The 19,660-nt window shown below is 43.3% G+C and carries 17 protein-coding genes and 1 tRNA gene; 4 read left to right on the forward strand and 14 right to left on the reverse strand.

The features are described 5' to 3' along the window. Nucleotides 1-102 precede the first annotated feature (102 nt). The 3 genes from pyrC to RAH45_RS10165 all read left to right on the forward strand — a co-directional run bounded on the left by pyrC (nucleotide 103) and on the right by RAH45_RS10165 (nucleotide 2,584). A complete protein-coding gene (pyrC, locus tag RAH45_RS10155) occupies nucleotides 103-1,173 on the forward strand; it encodes a dihydroorotase (protein ID WP_193032168.1) in 1,071 nt (356 codons plus the stop codon). A 298-nt stretch (nucleotides 1,174-1,471) separates the two neighbouring features. Continuing rightward, nucleotides 1,472-2,155, forward strand: coding sequence for a ribonuclease T (rnt, locus tag RAH45_RS10160; protein ID WP_068407276.1), 684 nt, complete (start codon nucleotides 1,472-1,474; stop codon nucleotides 2,153-2,155). A 353-nt stretch (nucleotides 2,156-2,508) separates the two neighbouring features. Next, nucleotides 2,509-2,584 (forward strand) — tRNA-Glu (locus tag RAH45_RS10165). Nucleotides 2,585-2,844: 260 nt separating this feature from the next. On the opposite strand, the gene RAH45_RS10170 is transcribed toward RAH45_RS10165, so the two are convergent. The 11 genes from RAH45_RS10170 to RAH45_RS10220 form a co-directional block, all read right to left on the reverse strand. Continuing rightward, a complete protein-coding gene (locus RAH45_RS10170; RefSeq protein WP_227671156.1) occupies nucleotides 2,845-3,459 on the reverse strand; it encodes a BLUF domain-containing protein in 615 nt (204 codons plus the stop codon). Nucleotides 3,460-3,896: 437 nt separating this feature from the next. Next, nucleotides 3,897-4,688, reverse strand: a complete 792-nt coding sequence (ispD, locus tag RAH45_RS10175; protein ID WP_306495246.1) for a 2-C-methyl-D-erythritol 4-phosphate cytidylyltransferase — start codon at nucleotides 4,686-4,688, stop codon at nucleotides 3,897-3,899. A 115-nt stretch (nucleotides 4,689-4,803) separates the two neighbouring features. Continuing rightward, entirely contained in the window at nucleotides 4,804-5,112 is a 309-nt protein-coding gene (locus tag RAH45_RS10180; protein WP_068407112.1) for an FtsB family cell division protein, read from the reverse strand. A gap of 130 nt (nucleotides 5,113-5,242) precedes the next feature. Further along, nucleotides 5,243-6,559 (reverse strand): phosphopyruvate hydratase, encoded by a 1,317-nt coding sequence (gene eno, locus RAH45_RS10185; RefSeq protein WP_193032172.1) that lies wholly within the window; start codon nucleotides 6,557-6,559, stop codon nucleotides 5,243-5,245. Between the two features lie 331 nt (nucleotides 6,560-6,890). After that, complete coding sequence (locus RAH45_RS10190) at nucleotides 6,891-9,239, reverse strand: heavy metal translocating P-type ATPase (RefSeq protein ID WP_306495247.1); 2,349 nt, start codon at nucleotides 9,237-9,239, stop codon at nucleotides 6,891-6,893. Between the two features lie 311 nt (nucleotides 9,240-9,550). Beyond that, nucleotides 9,551-9,775 (reverse strand): heavy-metal-associated domain-containing protein, encoded by a 225-nt coding sequence (locus tag RAH45_RS10195; protein WP_198328934.1) that lies wholly within the window; start codon nucleotides 9,773-9,775, stop codon nucleotides 9,551-9,553. A gap of 237 nt (nucleotides 9,776-10,012) precedes the next feature. Further along, entirely contained in the window at nucleotides 10,013-10,267 is a 255-nt protein-coding gene (locus RAH45_RS10200) for a hypothetical protein (RefSeq protein WP_068407125.1), read from the reverse strand. Between the two features lie 36 nt (nucleotides 10,268-10,303). Continuing rightward, nucleotides 10,304-11,179 carry a 3-deoxy-8-phosphooctulonate synthase gene (kdsA, locus tag RAH45_RS10205; RefSeq protein WP_306495248.1) on the reverse strand — a complete coding sequence of 292 codons (876 nt, stop codon included), beginning with the start codon at nucleotides 11,177-11,179 and terminating at the stop codon, nucleotides 10,304-10,306. Between the two features lie 246 nt (nucleotides 11,180-11,425). Further along, nucleotides 11,426-13,060: a CTP synthase gene (locus RAH45_RS10210; RefSeq protein WP_306495249.1), complete on the reverse strand. Its 1,635-nt coding sequence runs from the start codon at nucleotides 13,058-13,060 to the stop codon at nucleotides 11,426-11,428. A gap of 227 nt (nucleotides 13,061-13,287) precedes the next feature. Continuing rightward, nucleotides 13,288-14,358: a porin gene (locus RAH45_RS10215; RefSeq protein ID WP_306495250.1), complete on the reverse strand. Its 1,071-nt coding sequence runs from the start codon at nucleotides 14,356-14,358 to the stop codon at nucleotides 13,288-13,290. A 533-nt stretch (nucleotides 14,359-14,891) separates the two neighbouring features. Beyond that, complete coding sequence (locus tag RAH45_RS10220) at nucleotides 14,892-17,096, reverse strand: malate synthase G (RefSeq protein ID WP_193032183.1); 2,205 nt, start codon at nucleotides 17,094-17,096, stop codon at nucleotides 14,892-14,894. A gap of 572 nt (nucleotides 17,097-17,668) precedes the next feature. On the opposite strand from RAH45_RS10220, the gene RAH45_RS10225 reads away from it, so the two are divergent. Beyond that, nucleotides 17,669-18,382: a MiaE family protein gene (locus RAH45_RS10225; protein WP_306495251.1), complete on the forward strand. Its 714-nt coding sequence runs from the start codon at nucleotides 17,669-17,671 to the stop codon at nucleotides 18,380-18,382. A gap of 162 nt (nucleotides 18,383-18,544) precedes the next feature. On the opposite strand, the gene RAH45_RS10230 is transcribed toward RAH45_RS10225, so the two are convergent. The 3 genes from RAH45_RS10230 to RAH45_RS10240 all read right to left on the reverse strand — a co-directional run bounded on the left by RAH45_RS10230 (nucleotide 18,545) and on the right by RAH45_RS10240 (nucleotide 19,632). After that, a complete protein-coding gene (locus RAH45_RS10230; protein ID WP_306495252.1) occupies nucleotides 18,545-18,805 on the reverse strand; it encodes a hypothetical protein in 261 nt (86 codons plus the stop codon). 92 nt (nucleotides 18,806-18,897) lie between these two features. Then, complete coding sequence (locus RAH45_RS10235; RefSeq protein ID WP_306495253.1) at nucleotides 18,898-19,287, reverse strand: hypothetical protein; 390 nt, start codon at nucleotides 19,285-19,287, stop codon at nucleotides 18,898-18,900. 93 nt (nucleotides 19,288-19,380) lie between these two features. Further along, nucleotides 19,381-19,632, reverse strand: coding sequence for a hypothetical protein (locus tag RAH45_RS10240; RefSeq protein WP_068407143.1), 252 nt, complete (start codon nucleotides 19,630-19,632; stop codon nucleotides 19,381-19,383). Between the last annotated feature and the right edge of the window lie 28 nt (nucleotides 19,633-19,660).

Consider the following 19,660-nt stretch of genomic DNA (forward strand, 5'->3'; position numbering starts at 1 on the left):
ATATTTCGCCGCATATTTAGTCAAGTAGGCAAATCTGTTATGATAGCAGCTCAGCTAGACTCCCTTTTACTGCCGTATAAAGATATAGAGCGCGAAGATACTATGACCGATTCGATTAGAGAATTAACCCTGCTGCAGCCAGATGATTGGCATATTCATTTGCGCGATGATAAAGCGTTGGCGACTACCGTTCCGCACGCCGCCCAAAGCTTTAACCGCGTTATCTGTATGCCAAACTTGGTACCGCCTGTTAAAAATATCGATGCGGCGCAAGCCTACCGTGAGCGCATCCTGCAGCATTTAGCAGCAAGCGATTTGAGTGCGGAGCGTAAAGCAGCTTTTGACCCACGCATGACCTTGTATCTTACTGATAACACCACCGCTCAGGATATCGAAATGGCGGCAAAATCAGGTATCGTGCAAGCGGTCAAACTCTACCCTGCTGGCGCAACGACCAACTCTGCCGACGGTGTCACCGATATTAATGCCTGCGTCGATGTTTTTGAAGCCTTAGAAAAATACAATCTACCACTACTGTTACATGGTGAAGTCACGCATGACCATGTCGATATCTTTGACCGTGAAAAGCGCTTTTTAGACGAAGTATTGGCGCAAATCATCGTCAAATTTCCGACGATGAAAATTGTGCTAGAGCATATCACCACCAGTGATGCCGCCGATTTTGTTTTAGAGCAAGGCAATCAAGTAGCTGCGACCATTACGCCGCAGCACTTAATGTTTAATCGCAATCATTTATTGGTCGGTGGTATCAAGCCGCACTTTTACTGCCTGCCTATTTTGAAGCGAGAAAGCCATCAAAAAGTATTGTTGGATGTCGCCACCAGTGGCAATCCAAAATTCTTTTTAGGCACAGATTCGGCGCCGCATGCAACAAACGCAAAAGAATCGGCTTGCGGCTGTGCCGGCTGCTATAGCGCTGCTAATGCCTTGCCGCTATACGCCACTGCTTTTGATAGCGTAGGTAAAATCGATAAACTAGAAGGATTTGCCAGCCGCTTTGGCGCCCAGTTCTATGGTTTGCCATTAAATGGCAGCACCATCAAATTGATAAACACGCCGATGCAAGTACCGACCAATTACCCTTATTTTGATGGCGCGTCGTTAACGCCCCTATTGGCTGGTGAGACGTTACCTTGGTCTATTAAAGCTTAATAGCGACAATGTAAAATTGTCTGCCTGCATTTATTTCTATCCTATGCTAGGTCTGCACTTTTTCTAAAACGCCAATTCGCTTAGCAAAAGTAAACCTCCTATCATGGGATATGTGTTTTTTATTTAATTCAATACCACAGCACGACTGATAAAAGCGATTTAATCTGATATGACCACTCAAAATGATGCCGGCTTACCTAGAAACAATTTGGCTAATACGGAAAATGCCTGTCTTACTACTACCTCAAGCTCAAGCGCTACTGCCGATAGTAACGGCGCAACAGATGAACAAGCACCCATGCGCTTAAAAGAGCGTTTTCGTAAGTTTTTGCCTGTTGTCGTCGATGTCGAAACCGCAGGCTTTAATGCGCAAACCGACGCCTTATTAGAGATTGCTTGTATTCCTGTACTACTTGATGAGCAAGGCGTGTTTTATCCAGGAGAGGCATTTAACGCCCATATCGAGCCTTTTGAGGGCGCAAATCTTGAGCCAAGCGCGCTTGCCTTTACCGGTATCGATCCTAATAATCCACTGCGTAAAGCCATTGCCGAAGATGAAAAAACGGCGCTGCGCCGTATTTTTAAAGGCTTAAAAGAAGTACGCCGCGCTGAAGACTGCCGTCAATGCGTTTTGATTGGCCATAATGCCCATTTTGACTTAGCGTTTTTAAATGCGGCAGTGTTGCGTACCAACAGCAAAAACCATAATCCGTTTCACAACTTCTCAGTTTTCGATACCGTGACGCTGTCTGCATTGGCATTTGGACAAACGGTACTCGCGCGTGCTTGTAAGGCTGCTGGGCTTGATTTTGATGGTAATGACGCGCATTCAGCGCTCTATGATACCCAAAAGACGGCTGAACTGTTTTGTCATATTTTAAATAGCTACCCGATGCTCGCGAACGCTATCCATAACGAGCAGGAAAATACCGAGACAGCCGCTAACAGCACTGTCGATAGTAACGCTGACGACGCCAAGTAAAATAAAGCATACGCCCTTTGCATTGTTAAACTCAATGAATAGTGTTATCTATAGCTAATCACCTATTATGGATTAGGTGAGCTTAACAAAAAGGGACTTTGCTATGGAACCACAGGTTAAATTATGGGCAACCATTATCGGTTACATGCTACTGGCGTTAACCATTAGCGCTTGTACGTCGTTGTGGATTCGGCATCATTTAAAACGAAAAGACCTACATCCACGGCGCGCGCTTAAAAAAAGATACTTAATTTCAAAAAGACGTCGAAAAAGGCTTGACAGCAAGCGCGGTCGCCATTAAAATACGCACCACTTCAGCATAAATGGTGAAAGCAGCTGAAGCGTTGTTACTAGTCCCCATCGTCTAGAGGCCTAGGACACCGCCCTTTCACGGCGGTAACGGGGGTTCGAATCCCCCTGGGGACGCCACTATTTGGCGTCACTTATTAGCAAATTTGCTGTACGGCATCAATAAGACTAATAAGCGTACCAGCAAAACCCTGCTCATAGAAATATGAGTGGGGTTTTTTTATGCCTATTTGTTTTTCACGAAAACCTATCTGTCTTTCATCAATATTTATAAATACTCATAAATAAATCGAACGTGATTTATATTATTTTCTCGCAGCAAAAAGCCAGCACTGAATGCTGGCTTTTTAAATATCTATGCGCTAATTATTTACAACAATTTACCAAATCTTATCGGCTAACATCAACCAAAGCAGCGCCAATACGATTAAGCCCGCTAAGACGCTTTGAATTAAGAAAAACGCTTGATGCTGACCGACGACTTTACCTAAGGTCACCCCTAGCGTACTGTATTTTATCGGCTGGGTATCAAGCTCACCAGTCTTTTCTTGGTCTTCATAATAACCTTGCAGAATATCTAAAAATTGCTGCCAGCCATTAACTTCCCAAGTATGGGGCTTAAATGGCATAAAAGATTTTAGCTTTGGCTCATTCATCATCCAGCGCTCAAGAGTGATCGAGCGTAGCGACCAACCCGCAAAACGGCGCTCAGCAATCGCCGAAAAATCCAATATTTTTAAATCTTTATGTCGATCATCGACCAACAAGCGATTTTTCAGATTGGTCAATGCTTGCTCTGACCCTTCTACACATTGAAAAAAGTAGCCATTGCCGTAGCAAAGGATACCGGTAATGTTATCGGCTTGATTACGCTCAATCGCGACCTCTGCGATGTCATTAAGCGTACTCGCACTTGCAAGACCAGTCGACGTAATGTGGCTCAGATATACAAGCTGGCAGAGATCTGGCGTTACTGGATTTGTCGAATCATTCACTGTTGACAATCAGCTTCTCCCTATTATCAGGTAAATGTAGCTAAGACAACCATACTCATTTTAGAAAAAAAAGAGCAACAAGGCATTTAGAAGTAACAAATTGGCTTGTTATATTATTGATTTATAAATGTTTATATTAATTGTATTAAGTTGGTTACATCATAGGCTAATTTCGTCATCAAAGCAATATATGTTTATTTCAAATGACTACTTATTAATACTAAACGTTGCTTTAATAAGATTTATATTCAACATATAGCATAAATAAATGCTTTTTTATTCAACAGTCGGTCTAAAATCTTAGAAAAATAAAGATGAAAAATGGATGCTATGAGAAGAGTCATCTCAATTTAGAACTTGAGAATAGAAAATTTATAGTGAAATACTTAGCAGGGAAAAGAATGAGAAATGCAAATAGTGACGGTGGTGAAAATCTTTTAAGACAATTGGGACTGGGCGTTAAGAATCGCGGTAAGCAGGATGGCGTCGTCAGGATAGGTAAGTTTAATGTTCTGCCGATTGCCAACGACCAAACGAATTGGCAGCGCTAAGTACTCAAACGCGCTTGCTTCATCGGTGATAGCAAGGGCATGCTCTTCAACATACGCCAACACTTCCCGCAGCTTAGCTAAGCGAAAGACTTGCGGCGTTTGCGCTTGCCACATATTACTACGCTCAAGCGTACGTTCAACATAAGAATGCTGTTTACCTTTAGCGCTATTAATAGCTTCGGAGACAGCGCTAGCGTGCTTATAGGACGCTGTATAGGATTGTTTTAGGGTATCGGCAACTGGGGTCGCTAAGATAGCGCCATACGGCTCTTGCAGCGCGGCTTTAATCACTTTATCAATATCTTGTTGAGGCACCGCTGGACGCGCGGCATCATGGATAAGCACCAAGTCTGAGTCATGCGCACCTGCCCTAATAAGCGCCTCTACCCCTGCTTGCACGGATTGCCAACGCTCTGCTCCACCGCTCGTATATTCAATAGGCAATGCAAAATTAAGCGTCTGCGCCGTATGATCATCTTTTGCAATCACCAATAAACACTGATCAATATAACGACTGCTCGCAAGCCGTGCCACGCTATGTTGTAACAAGGTCTGCCCTTGTAGCTTGGTATATTGTTTGGCGATTGATGCACCAAAACGACTACCGCGACCCGCAGCGACAATCATGGCATGTATATGTGGTGTGGTATTCATAAGGTGGTTTTGATTGATACTCATGGTCAGATTCCATGATGATATGACTGGATTGGATAAAAAGGAAGTTAAAAAAAATCGTACTTTAAATATAAGCAGAAAAAATTATAGGTAATCGTTTATTTTGGAGTAGATAGAATCAATAACGGCTATGGGTTGTCGGCGCTGTTGATACTTGTACAAAGGTTTCATTTGGCTTAATCAAGCCTAAATCTAAACGCGCGTGTTCCTCTACCGCTTCAAGGCCGGTTTTTAGATCATGAACGTCCGTACGCAGCAAGTTATTTGCCGCTACTTGATTGTCATTTAAACGCTGTTGTTCTTCAATCTGGGTCAATAATTTATGATGCTCAAATTGACCGTTTTCACCCAGCCAATACTGGTATTGCAGCCCTAACAGTACAGCGACCGCTAAAGCAAGTAAGATAAATTGGCTAAAGTATTTCATAAAGTATTAACGCCAAGTAATAAAGAGATAATAATTAAAACAAAAATCTGATTAAATTAGGCGCTATATCATCCTGTGAATGACAATATAGCGCTTAGCTTTAAGCCTAACTTTTCAGCTACTCAGCTGATTAGCCACGTAGACCGATAAACTCTTCACGGCCACGGTAGCTTGCACGTACTTGTTGCTCGATACGTAGTAGCTGGTTGTATTTCGCGACACGGTCTGAGCGGCATAGTGAGCCAGTTTTGATTTGACCCGCTGCTGTACCAACTGCTAAATCTGCAATAGTGCTGTCTTCAGTTTCACCTGAACGATGCGAGATAATCGTTGCATAGCCATTTTTCTTCGCTAGATAAATCGCATCTAGGGTTTCTGACAAGGTGCCGATTTGGTTAAACTTAATCAAAATCGCATTGGCAATGTGTTTATCAATGCCTTCTTGCAAAATAGCAGGGTTGGTCACAAACAAATCATCGCCAACCAACTGGACTTTATCACCAATCTGCTCAGTTAGGTATTTCCAGCCATCCCAATCCGACTCATCAAGACCGTCTTCGATAGAGATAATAGGATATTGACGCGTCAAGCCTACGAGGTAATCTGAAAAACCTTGGCTATCAAAGGATTTATTACCCTCGCCTGCCAAAATATATTGACCATCTTTATAAAACTCACTGGCAGCACAGTCTAGAGCCAAATGGATATCATCGCCTGCTTTATAACCGACTTGTTCAATCGCTTGCATGATCACGGTGATGGCTTCTTCGTTGCTACGTAGGTTTGGGGCAAAGCCGCCTTCATCACCGACCGCGGTATTTAGGCCCTGTGATTTTAATACTGATTTTAAGCTATGGAAAATCTCTGTCCCCGCACGCAGCGCTTCTGAAAAGCTGGTAAAACCAACCGGCTCAATCATAAACTCTTGGATATCAACGGTATTGTCTGCGTGCTCGCCACCGTTCAAGATGTTCATCATCGGTACTGGCATGGTTAATGATGTCTGATTGCGCAAGTTTGCAATATACTGATGCAATGGCAGGCTTTGCGACTTAGCAGCTGCTTTTGCTGATGCTAAAGACACCGCCAACATGGCATTAGCGCCAAGGTTGTCTTTATTTTCTGTACCATCGAGCGCAATCATAGCGTCATCAATCGCTTGCTGTTCGGTGACGTCTTTGTCCATCAGCGCGCTACGAATTTGGCTATTGACATTGGCAACGGCTTTTTTGACGCCTTTACCCATATAGCGACTTTGGTCGCCATCACGTAGCTCAAGCGCTTCACGTGAGCCCGTTGAGGCGCCACTTGGGGCAGCAGCACGGCCAATCGTGCCGTCAGCTAAGATGACATCAGCTTCAATCGTTGGGTTACCGCGCGAGTCTAAAATCTCACGAGCGCGAATGTCTATAATTGCGGCGACGTTGGTGGTTTCTTCAGCGTACATAATGTCTGTTAATTCCTATGGTCATGCCAAGTTTGAGGGATAAATAACGGCAACTACAATACAAAAAAGGTAAAACAAAATATCGTATAGCACTTATAGCAAAACCAGCAGCATCTATTCATATCATTGGCTGGTTTTATGTATTATTAAAGGTTTATCTAATACTTTAAGTGTCAGCTATCGTGCTTGGCATCATAGCATAAATTTTGTAAAACTTCCCTTATCTTACCCCAACTTGCGCCCATAAAATTAAATATCGCCTGTAATATCAGCCATTAAAGAGGGGTTTTAATCCCTAATAACAGCGGCGATATAACAGGCAGTTTGGCATTTATGCTTTTGTTAAATGCTTACTGTCAGTATGAGTATTAGAGACAGTGTTATTTAGCTCAACCTCGGTTTTGAATCGCGTCAGACGTAGCGCATTCATCAATACCGAAATAGAGCTGAGCGCCATCGCTGCGGCAGCAATCATAGGGTTTAAGAAACCAAAAGCGGCCAAAGGAATACCGAGGCAATTATAGATAAAGGCAAAGAATAGATTTTGCTTGATATTGCGCACCGTTGCATTGGCAATTTTTTGCGCCGCATCAATATGCATGAGCGACTCACCCATCAAGCGCGCAGAGGCACTATGCTGAGCAACATCCGTACCCTCAAACATCGCAAAGCTGGCATCGGCGGTTGCCATCGCTGGCGCATCATTGACGCCGTCGCCTGCCATCGCCACTTTGTGACCCGCTGTTTGTAACAGGGCAATTTGGCTCGCCTTATCACGCGGGCTCATTTTACCGTACGCTTGCTCAATACACAGCTGCCCTGCCACATGGTCAACGACCGATTGCTTATCACCACTCATCAAAATGACATTGATACCCGCATCTTGTAGCGCAGTAATTGCCTGCGGCGTGTCGTCTTTTAAATCATCAGCTAAGGCAAACGCGCCTAGCGGCTCATCGTTGATACTAATGGCGACAGTACTGGCAATTTGCCATACTTTTGGCATCAGTTTTGGCAGGGTTAAATGAGCAAACTCTGCCGTACCAACTTTTACCATACCTAAGCCTTCGATATTTGCTTGTATGCCCGCACCTTTGATGACACTGATATCGGTGACAGTCATCAATGGCAAGTTACGCTCTTGAGCCGCGTTAATCAACGCCGTCGCTAAAGGATGGCTGGCGTGCGCCTCAACACTTGCGGCAATTTGCAGCACATCATCGACGGCAAGCGATTTATCCACCATGACCTGATCGACGATGGTAGGCTTACCAATAGTCAGTGTACCGGTTTTATCGAGCACTACGGTATCGATATTACCTGCCGCCTCTAAGCTTTGCGCGTCTTTGAACCAAACGCCATGACGCGCGGCGACGCCCATACCGGCCATAATAGCCGCTGGCGTTGCCAAACCAAGCGCACATGGACAAGCAATAACCAACACCGACACCGCATGCATCAAGGCAGTATCAACCATACCCGTGAGCCACCACGTCAGCCCAAAAGTAACCAAGGCAATCGTTACTACCACAGGGACAAAAATAGCCGTCACTCTGTCAGCAAGGCGCGCTAAATTGGCTTTTGAGCCTTGTGCATCGCTCAGCGCTTGTACCATATCACCGAGCTTGGTATCGCTACCCTTTGCACTGACGCGATAGAGTAAGCTGCCATTTTCGACCAACGCCCCTGCTAGCAGTACATCACCCGCTTCTTTTTTAAGCGGTACGGACTCGCCAGTTAAATGACTCTCAACGCACCAGCCAGCACCGCCGATAACGACACCATCGGTTGCCACGCGGCTGCCTTGTTTGGCACGCAGGATATCGCCTACTTGCACCGCTTGTAGCGCGACATTATGAAAATCGCCATTTGGCTGTTGCTGCTCAACCTCATCAGGCGTTAAAGATAATAATAAATCAATACTGTTTAAACTGTGCTTTTTGGTACGCTCTTCAAGGTATTTACCCGTACGCACAAAGGCAATAACCATCACCCCTGCTTCAAAATAAACAGCTGGTCCGTGTCCGCCTGCATGACCACTTTGCAATAAGCTACTTAACGTGCCATCGCCATAGGTCAGCCATAAATAAGTAGAATACGCCCAAATGGTTACCGTGCCAATGACCACCAATACGTCCATATTGGCAAGACCACCTTTGATAGAGGCCCAAGCGCTTTTATAAAAAGGCAATGCTAAGCCAAACTGCACAATGGTCGCTAAGATAAACTGAATCCAAACAGGCGGCATCCACGCCATGCCTTGCCCAACCAGCATGCCTGCCATACCAACCAAGAACGGTAGCAAACAAACCCACAGCGCAATCAAGCGCCATGGATATTCAGTTGCGGTATCTTCATCCGACTTAGCAAACAAACTATCAGCGGCCTGCAAATTGGCCACAAAACCAGTTTTATTGACCCATTCTGTCACTTGCTCAGGCGTGGTTTGCGCTGGATCATAATCGACGTTAGCCGTCTCACCAGCGAAGTTGACATTGACTTCATAGACCGCCGGCTTCTTATTAAGGACTTTTTCGATGCGAGACGCACAAGCCTGACATGTCATCCCCTCAATCGCCAGTTGCAGGTGCGCACGCTTGGGCGCAAGCGGCGTATTTGACTGGATATCAGTCTCAACTTCATAAGGGTCATTGTTAGCGGTACGGGTAGCGTCATTCATAGAGAGAACTCGTTATTGCGTTAAAACGCATGATAGCGTTTAGATATTTAGGCATTCGTTTGCGCGAAAAAAAGCTCAATAGCTTGATAAAGGTGTTAGACGAAAGCGTATTTGAAGCGCCCTTTTCTAAACTTACTGGGATAAATACTAAATGGTTATGATTGGCGGTAATTCAACTTTTTCTATGCTTGCAACTCATCAAGAGCTATTGCGTATAAATGAAAAGACGTTAGTTATTGCTGCCTCATTATTTTTTAGCCATTAAAAAAACCAGCCATCAGGAGCCGGTTCTTTTATAAATATAAATAATCTTAAGAGTTAGCGACGGTGGCATCAAAGCCCGCTTCTTCAATAGCCGATGCAATAGCTTCTGCACTGGTCTTACTGTCATCAAAGGTCACGGTCGCTAAATTATCAGCCAAATCAACAGAGATTGTCTCTACGCCGTCTATGCCGTCAGTCGCGGTATGAACACTTGCCACACAACCACCACAAGTCATGCCATCAATATTAATAATTCTAGTTTGGTTTGCCATGAGGGGCTCCTTATTCTTATAACGGATTTTTTATTAGTGAATTTTTTATAATGTGCAAAAACTGTTTTGATAATGCTCTTTATGCGCTTAATTATCAATACAGCATGCAACTAGCATAAGACGTATTACTGCTAACAACAAGTAAGTTTGGTTATCACTGTATTAATAAAGCCATGAATTTATACCAAAACGACAAGCCACACTTCCTATTTCTAAAACAAGAGTAAGCTGTAATCTCTAATCATGGTAACGCGGGTTTTGCGGGGCATCGATAGGAAACGGCTGAGTCACGTAATCAACCATGCTGATTGCCGCAACAAATGCATGCACCGTCGTTTTGGTATCATCATAATGGATAAATGCCATTCTGTTTTCAGGCTGTAGCTCAATTTCTGTGACACCAGTAATGTTTTTTAGCGCCGTCATCACGCTCTCAAACCCTTCGGTATCATCGATATTCTCGATACTTACTTGTGCAACTTTAATCGCCATGATCTTATCCTCTCGTCGTTTATAGCATTTATAGCATTAATGCGTATCCAATACCTCAAAGCCTTTGACCAACTCATCAATCTGCTTAAGCTGACGCAAAAACGGCTCTAATTGACTGGTTCGCAACGCACACGGGCCATCGCATTTCGCCACTTCTGGGTTTGGATGCGCCTCTAAAAACAAACCTGCCAAACCTGTCGCCATACCTGCACGAGCAAGGTTGGTAATTTGTTCACGACGACCACCAGCACTGTCACTACGCGCTCCCGGCTGCTGCAAACTGTGCGTCACATCAAAAAACACGGGGACATCCATCTGCTTCATGGTATCAAAACCTAGCATATCGACGACCAGATTGTTGTAACCAAAGGCACTGCCGCGCTCACACAAAATCAGCTTATCGTTACCGCCTTCAAGGCATTTATTGACGATATGACGCATCTCGTGCGGTGCTAAGAACTGCGCCTTTTTGATATTAATAATCGCATCGGTTTTTGCCATCGCATGCACCAAGTCAGTCTGACGCGATAAAAACGCTGGTAGCTGGATAATATCGGCCACTTCAGCGACTGGCGCTGCTTGATACGGTTCGTGTACATCAGTGATAATCGGCACTTGGAACTTTTCTTTAATTTGCCCTAGCCAATCGATACCTTGCTCTAAACCCGGCCCGCGATAAGAATGTAAGCTTGAACGGTTGGCTTTATCAAAGCTGGCTTTAAAGACATAGCCGATGCCCAAACGCTCGCATATTTCGACATACTGCTCGGCAATCTCAAACGCCAATTCTTTAGATTCTAAGACATTCATACCGCCGAATAGTACAAATGGCTGGTCGTTACCGATATTAATCGTCTTGCCATTTGGCGTATTGAGCTTGATGTGTGATTGCGCGGTTAATAAATGTTCCATGAAGTGCTGACCCTCATTATTGTTATTTACTGTCGTTATCAACAGCGTTTATTCATCTGACTTTTCCTATTGTAACCGATAGCTCAATGAAAAAAAGTATCCAAGCGTAATTGATAATTTTAACTACCTGATATAAAAGCTGTATCTATAAAAAATGTCATTAGAAAAGTCTGAATTCAAGCCAAAAAAAAGACCAATCCGAAGATCAGTCTTTTTTATAGTTACCAAGCTGTCGTACGATAATGCTTATTTATTATCGCTATAGTTTCTTGCTGCTTTAACAAAGCTGTTAAACAGTGGATGACCACCGCGTGGCGAGCTGGTAAATTCAGGATGGAACTGTACGGCGATAAACCAAGGATGGTTAGGAATCTCAACCGACTCAACCAAATGCTGCTTAGCAGAATAACCCGATATCGTCATACCTGCTTGCTCTAATGGTTCGATATAACGATTGTTCATCTCATAACGATGGCGATGACGCTCAGTGATATTGGTTGAACCGTAAATTTGCGCAAGCTTACTACCCGCCACCAGTTCCGCTTGCTGCGCGCCTAAACGCATGGTGCCACCAAGGTCTGAATCATCGCTACGAATCTGCAATTCGCCGCGCTCATCCAACCACTCGGTAATCAAACCGATGATAGGCTCGGCCGCGGTACGATGGAACTCAGAGGAATTGGCATCGATATGTAGCACATTACGTGCATATTCAATCACCGCCAGCTGCATACCAAGGCAGATACCAAGATAAGGTACGTTATTTTCGCGCGCGTAAGTAATGGCTTTCATTTTACCATTGGTACCGCGCTCACCAAAACCGCCCGGTACTAAAATAGCATCGGCATCGTTAAGACGAGCAAATAAAGCATCATCGGTTTCTAACAGCTCAGCGTCGATATAGTCGATTTTGACGTCGGCTTTATGAGTGATACCAGCGTGTAGCAAAGCTTCGTTGATAGACTTATAAGCATCTGGCAATTCAACATACTTACCTACCATCGCAACCGTCACTGCCGCTTCAGGGTTGAGCTGAGCTTCGACGACTTTATCCCAATCGCTTAAATCCGCTTCTGGTACATCAAGACCAAAGCGCTCACAGATTAAATCATCAAGATCTTGCTCATGCAGGGTGCGCGGTATTTGATAAATACTTTGCGCATCTTCACACATGATAACCGCACGCTCTTCGACGTTGGTAAATAGTGCAATCTTGCGGCGATTGTCTTGTGAAATATGGTGGTCAGAGCGGCAGATCAAGATATCTGGCTGCAAACCGATAGAACGTAGCTCTTTTACCGAATGCTGGGTAGGCTTGGTTTTGGTTTCACCTGCACTAGCAATATAAGGCACCAGCGTTAAATGCATCAGCATGGCGCGATTGCGACCTAACTCTACTTGCATTTGACGTACCGCTTCCATAAAGGGAAGTGACTCGATATCACCGACCGTACCGCCAATTTCGATAATGGCGATGTCGTAGCCTTGGCCACTGGCAAGAATTTTACTTTTGATTTCGTCAGTGATATGCGGAATCACCTGTACCGTACCGCCCAAATATTCACCGCGGCGCTCTTTATTCAACACGTTTTGATAGATACGGCCACTGGTAAAGTTGTTGCTCTTACTCATCTTTGAATGGCGTAAAAAGCGCTCATAGTAGCCCAAATCCAAATCGGTCTCGGCGCCGTCTTCGGTGACGAACACTTCGCCATGTTGAAATGGACTCATCGTCCCAGGATCGACGTTGATATACGGATCCATTTTAGTCATCGTCACGCTCACGCCACGTGCTTCAAGGACTGCGGCAAGAGAGGCTGCGGTAATACCTTTTCCTAGTGAGGACACTACCCCACCGGTCACAAATATAAACTTGGTCATAGTACTCTGTCGGTAATTGGTAAAGAAGGATTTTACTAAAAATACGCCACAAAATATAGAGCAAAAGCACAAACTCTTTAAAACACTCCGTTTTTAGCGCTTCGCCCGCATCAGTGCATATTTATCATAAGCGTGACTATTATACGCCACTGCCGCCTTAAAAAGGCCACAACAAAAAAACTCACCCCGAAGGATGAGTTTTTTAAAGTCAGATTCTAATGCTTAGATTAGAATTTGTATTCTAGACCAGTACCTACTACGAATACTTCCGCATCGCCATAAGGACCATAAGAAGTTACGTTATCATCACCGTCGATATTCACAGATCTAACATTGTCAGCGTTGTTCACACCAGCGTAAGCATGCATGATCATGTTGTCTTTAAAGAAGTATTTACCACCAACTACGATCTGGTCTGAATCAGCGTTATTCCAACCGTTTAAGTTGTCAGTTTTGTTGTACTGTGCATAGATAGAAGCTGGACGAGCAAAGTTAGTCAAAGGCATTGCTGCACTAATGATTAAACCTTTCTCTTTCTTCATATCATCATCACGATTGCTATAATCATAATCAGCTACTTGATATAGCGCACCTAGAGTGACAGGAGCTGCCATGAATTTACCTAGATCTACAGTTGCAGTACCGCGGATGATATCACCAACGATGTTGGTATCTTTATCATAAGCAACACCAGCGGTGAAGCCTGTGCCTTGATCAAACATAGCTGCAACGCCAAAGCCAGAATTATCATTGTTATTCTGATCATCAGAGTTGTACATTGCAGAGATTTCTAATGGTAGACTATCGTATTTTGGTGCAGTCCAAATGATTGAACTATTAACACGTCTGCTATCAGCCATATTTAACGCTTCAACAACGTTATTTTCAAATTTATTATTACCTAAGTTATCCCAGTAGCCGCTGTCAGCAGTGATAACGTTGTTAATTCTGTCTAACGTAGATTGGTTTTTACCAACACGGAATTCACCAAACTGTTTGTTGACAACACCAAGATAGGTGTCACGGTTAGTGAAACCATCTTTATCACCATCAACGCTTGTGCCGTACTCTAACTGATAGATAACATCAGTATTAGCAGTCATGGCTTCAGAGCCTTTGATACCAATACGTGAAGCATGAGAGTTGATTTCTATGGTATCTTCATCATAGTTATTGGCGTCAAACTCAGCATTAACATAATCAGCAGCTAAAAAAGCTTTACCATATAGAGTTGGCGCGGCATTGGCTGCAGATACAGATAGGGCAGCGATTGCTGTAGCTAAAAGTAGTTTTTTCATGGGGTATCTCCACTTTACAATTTTAGTAATGAGCGAGCTATTATTAGCCGGTGCCCAATATGGTATCGTCACAAATCCTCAAAGATATAATGTGTAACTGGCTACCGAGATTAGTCAGAAACAAGTGTGGCGAAGTGCTATTACCGTAAGATGAAAAAAACCATGACTTACATAACTGGGATTAGAATCGTAACTGCCATGTAAATGCTGGTCTTTATCGCTCTGTTGCGTAACATCCGTTACCAAACTCATACTTCGATTACAAGCATAACAACTTTGACATAATTTGCAACATATTTTTTGAGACTTTTATGACGAAAAATTCTTAAACCCATGCTTAACCTAAGGTTTAACGATTATTTAGATAAAAACAAAAAAAACACCCCTATTCGCCATTGGCAAATAGGGGTAAATTTTTATAAGTAATCAACGTAGAAATATACATCGCTTTAAATAAGCATGCACATGCTAGCTATTAAAGGACTACTTAACTATGGGTAAGTAGTCCCAAAATAACGTTTAAAAATGACGAACTAGCAATGCGTATTGGCTTTTAAGTCTAAACGCGCTTGATGCAATAATGGCTCAGTGTAACCACTTGGCTGCTCACGACCTTTAAAGACCAAATCGCAGGCAGCTTTAAAGGCGTAAGAATTATCGAAGTTATTGGCCATTGGCTGATAGCCATTATCGCCCGCATTTTGCTCATCGACGACTTTTGCCATACGCTTCATGGTATCCATGACTTGCTCTTCGCTTACCACGCCGTGATGCAACCAGTTAGCGATATGTTGACTTGAAATACGTAAGGTTGCACGGTCTTCCATGAGACCTACATCATTGATATCTGGTACTTTAGAGCAGCCAACGCCTTGGTTTACCCAGCGCACAACATAACCTAAGATACCTTGAGCGTTATTATCAAGCTCTTGCTGCTTCTCTTCTTCTGTCCAGTTGCTATCTTTGGCTAATGGAATGGTCAAGATATCATCTAAGCTGGCACGCTCACGGGATTTTAGGCTGTCTTGTACATCGGCAACATTAACTTCATGGTAATGCATGCTGTGCAAAGTAGCGCCCGTTGGTGATGGTACCCAAGCTGTGCTAGCGCCTGCTTGTGGATGGGTTATTTTGCTTTCCATCATCTCTTTCATCTCGTCAGGCTTCGCCCACATGCCTTTACCAATTTGAGCGTGGCCTTGTAGACCGGTTTCTAAACCAATATCGACGTTCCACTGCTCATAAGCGGGTTGCCATGCTTGCGATTTCATATCGCCTTTACGGACGAAGGGTCCAGCGTTCATACTGGTGTGCATCTCATCACCCGTACGGTCTAAAAAGCCGGTATTGATAAAGATCACGCGCTCTTTTGCTTGGCGAATGGCTTCTTTGAGGTTAACCGTCATGCGGCGCTCTTCATCCATCACACCGATTTTAATGGTATTACGCTCTAAGCCTAATAAGTCTTCAGCGGCGTTAAACAAATCGTTCGCCATTTTGACTTCATCAGGGCTGTGCATTTTTGGCTTAACGATATACATCGAGCCCTTGCGCGAGTTTGATAGCTCGTTTTTACCTTTTAAATCATTTAAAGACAATAGCGGAGTAATCAAACCATCCATTAAGCCTTCAAAAATCTCTTCTTGGCCGTTACCCAAATCGACCAGGATAGCCGGGTTTTGCATCAAGTGACCAACGTTACGAATTAAGAGTAGCGAGCGACCTGGTAGGATAAGTGCGCCGCCATCTGGCGTGGTGTATTCGCGGTCTGGGTTTTGTTTACGCGTACGAGTTTTGCCGCCTTTTTCAAAGGTTTCTTGCAAGTCGCCATTCATCAAACCAAACCAGTTACGATACACTTCTACTTTTTCTTCGGCATCTACCGCCGCGATTGAGTCTTCGCAATCTTGAATCGCCGTGATAGCAGACTCTAATAGTACGTCTTTGATGTTAGCTGGATCGTCTTTACCCACTGGATGGCTGCCATCGATTTGGATTTCAGCGTGTAGGTTGTTGTTTTTTAACAAAATACCAGTTGGGTTTTCAGCCTCGCCGACAAAACCTGCAAACTGAGCGGCATCTTTTAATTCAGTGCTGCTATCGCCTTGCACAACTTCAAGCTTGCCATCGACAACTTTAAAGCCAGTAGCATCAGTATATGAGCCTGATGCCAATGCAAAGTTCTCATCTAAGAATTTTTTGGCATAGGCGACGACCGCGGCGCCACGCGTTGGGTTATAGCCACCTTTGGCTTCTTGTCCGTTTTCATCGCTGATGACATCTGTGCCGTACAAGGCGTCGTACAAGCTACCCCAACGCGCGTTAGTTGCGTTCAATGCATAGCGGGCGTTACGGACTGGTACCACCAACTGCGGGCCTGCGATATGGGCAATCTCGTCATCGACGTTTTGGGTGCTGACTTTGAAATCATCACCTTCTGGTAATAAGTAGCCGATTTCTTGTAAAAACGCTTTATAAGCTGGGTAATCAATATCGCCATTTTTGGCAGGATTGTCGAGATGCCACTGGTCAATTTGCTTCTGAATTTTGGCGCGGGTCGCGAGCAGCTCTTTATTACGCGGCGTAAATTCTTTAATAACCTTTTCAAAACCTGACCAATAGCTGTCTGAATCAACACCGACTTTCGGCAGCACTTCGTTTTCAATAAAATCGAACATCTGCTTATCGATGGCAAGAATGCCCTTTTGAATACGATTGGCGTTAGAAGACTGGCTCATATTGTTATCCTTATCTGTTCGTGAAGTGTGTTAATCCCGGATTGCTATTATCTATATTGCTACTACTTAGTGCAGTGCAAAGCCAATGCTAGGGCGCTAAGCGTTACTTTTTGCGCTGGCATGGATAGTTGATATAATATCGATTGGCTAGCTATTAACTGATAATAATAGTAAGACAAGATATTCTAAAAGCAAAATCTCATCCTACTATCAAATAATAAAATAAACAAGGAAAGACCATTCACTAAGTAAATACTTAGGCTGTCTATAAATGATACTCTATAAGCCATATGGCTTTAGGTGCGGTAAATAGTCTGCTTAAGCGCTAGAATTGAAATGAGGTATAAACCGTAAGTAATCATTACTACATCAAATTATGTTTAATAGTTATCTGTTAAGCCAAAGCATTTGAAAGTACCAAGCTTGCCTGATTATCTATCATGCCAGAAATGCCAAACGCCATTAAAAATATTTGCCGTTATAGCCGTTATAATAGCTCTCACTCTTAAGCCTTTTTATTATTGTTTAATAAATACTGCCTTAAACCTACTGTTTAAAAAGTCCGAAAAACTATGACTATTACTACCCAAAATCTTGCAACGCTAACTCAAAATAATGACGCTGACCAAGACAGCTCTCAAGAAGACAGTGTCGATATCGCGCAATTAAGAACGCCACTAAAAGTAGACCTATCGCCTATTTATGAATTTTTAGGCGCGCGTACCACGCAGGCTTGGGTCGATGCTGCCCTTGCGGATTTGCCGTTAATCATTCAAGACCATGCCAACTGCGAAAAAAAAGCGGCTGGTACGGCGATGAATTTAATCTTTCGTTATGAGTTTTCTTATGACTTACAGCGCAAATTGGCACAATTAATACGCGAGGAGATGCTGCATTATGAGCAAGTGCTCGGCATCATGAATGAGCGCGGGCAAGCATGGAAATATCTGAGCGCTGGACGTTATGCCAAAGGCATGCTCAAGCATAAACGCACTTACGAGCCAGCCGCGATGGTAGATGTCTTAATTATTGGGGCATTTATCGAGGCGCGCTCTTGTGAGCGTTTTGCGGCGCTGGCGGAAGTCATTAATGATAAACGATTGGCGAAATACTATCGCTACTTACTTAAATCAGAAAGTCGCCATTTTGAAGATTATTTGGCATTAGCACAATCACTAGCTGAAGATAGTATTGACGAGCGTGTCGCCTTTTTTAAAGAAGTTGAAGCAGAGCTGATATCAAGTCCAGATAGCGAGCTACGCTTTCATAGTGGTAACCCTGCTTAATTAACTAAGCATCTTATTAATTTTCACTTGAAATAAAAAAGGTTTAACCGTTAGCGTATAAAACCTCACTAATGATTAAACCTTTTAAATACTGCAATCTAAAACAACATTACAAACTGTCAAGTTCTTATATTATTCAATCTTTTATTGTCCTGAAAGCCATTATTTATCGCTTTCGGTTATCGAAGTATCATATTGTTTGTGATTTTTTACCACATGATGCGGATCGTGGTCATCCGTCAACCGTTCTGCTTCTGCCGGATTGACCTTTTGCAGGGCATCGTCAGGTACAATACCATTATTGTCATCGGCATCTTTTAGATTAGGGTTATTTTCTGGATGATTCAACTTTTGCTGATGCACATCAACATCCTTATTATTAACGTCCGTAGCATTAACGTTCTTGTCGTTTTGTATAGTCATAGGCCTTCTCTTTATAATTATTAGTATATAAAAAATAGCTATCTATATTTGCTAGCACTCTTAGCCTCGCTAAGCACCTTTCATCTTAACTATTAGAAATCTTTTTCATCAGGATTTAGTACGCGTGTTTGCGCATTATCGACATTAGCATAGCGATTTAAATCGTTTATATCGGTACTTTTAGCCGCTTCAGGCATGATAGTATGCTCATTTACCCCTTCATCGAAAGCATTACCTTCTTGATCGCGGCGATCTGGCTGACGCGCAGGATTGTCATTTTTGTTTACATGCTCTGTTTCTATCACACCTTCTTTAAAGGTATCGGTACCTTTATTGACTCTAGTATTGTCTTCGATTTCATCATGAGCAACAGATGAATGAACCTCATTCTCTGTAATAGCTGTTTCACGAATATCATTCTCTTGGATACGAGTTTTGGTTAATTCAGGATCTTTGGTTGGCATATCTTTGGCTTGCATCATAATATCCTTATCGTTTTTTAAATTATTATTTTTATCATGATAGTAAATCGCTACATTCGCTCATTTATCTTTCAGTTGAATAACTGCTACCAATTACTCATTATTTTTTTGAGATAAGTCATAAGCGTTTAAATCAGCGACGTTTTTACCACCGGGTGGCAAATCTTCTTCTTTACGTGGGTCTACATATACTTCATCGGTTTCCTGTGATGCTTGCTCAGGTCCATCAATATCCGGCTCGTACTTTCGACCTTTATAGCTGTCTTTAGGATTTTTTGGCTTTAATGCCGCAGGATCATCAATTGGTACTGGTTCTTCATCATTAGGTTGGGTAAAGTCTTTCATGGCGTGTCCCTCGTGTTTGGTGTAGAGC

The organism is Psychrobacter sp. van23A (assembly GCF_030845275.1).
GTDB classification, from domain to species: Bacteria; Pseudomonadota; Gammaproteobacteria; order Pseudomonadales; family Moraxellaceae; genus Psychrobacter; species Psychrobacter faecalis.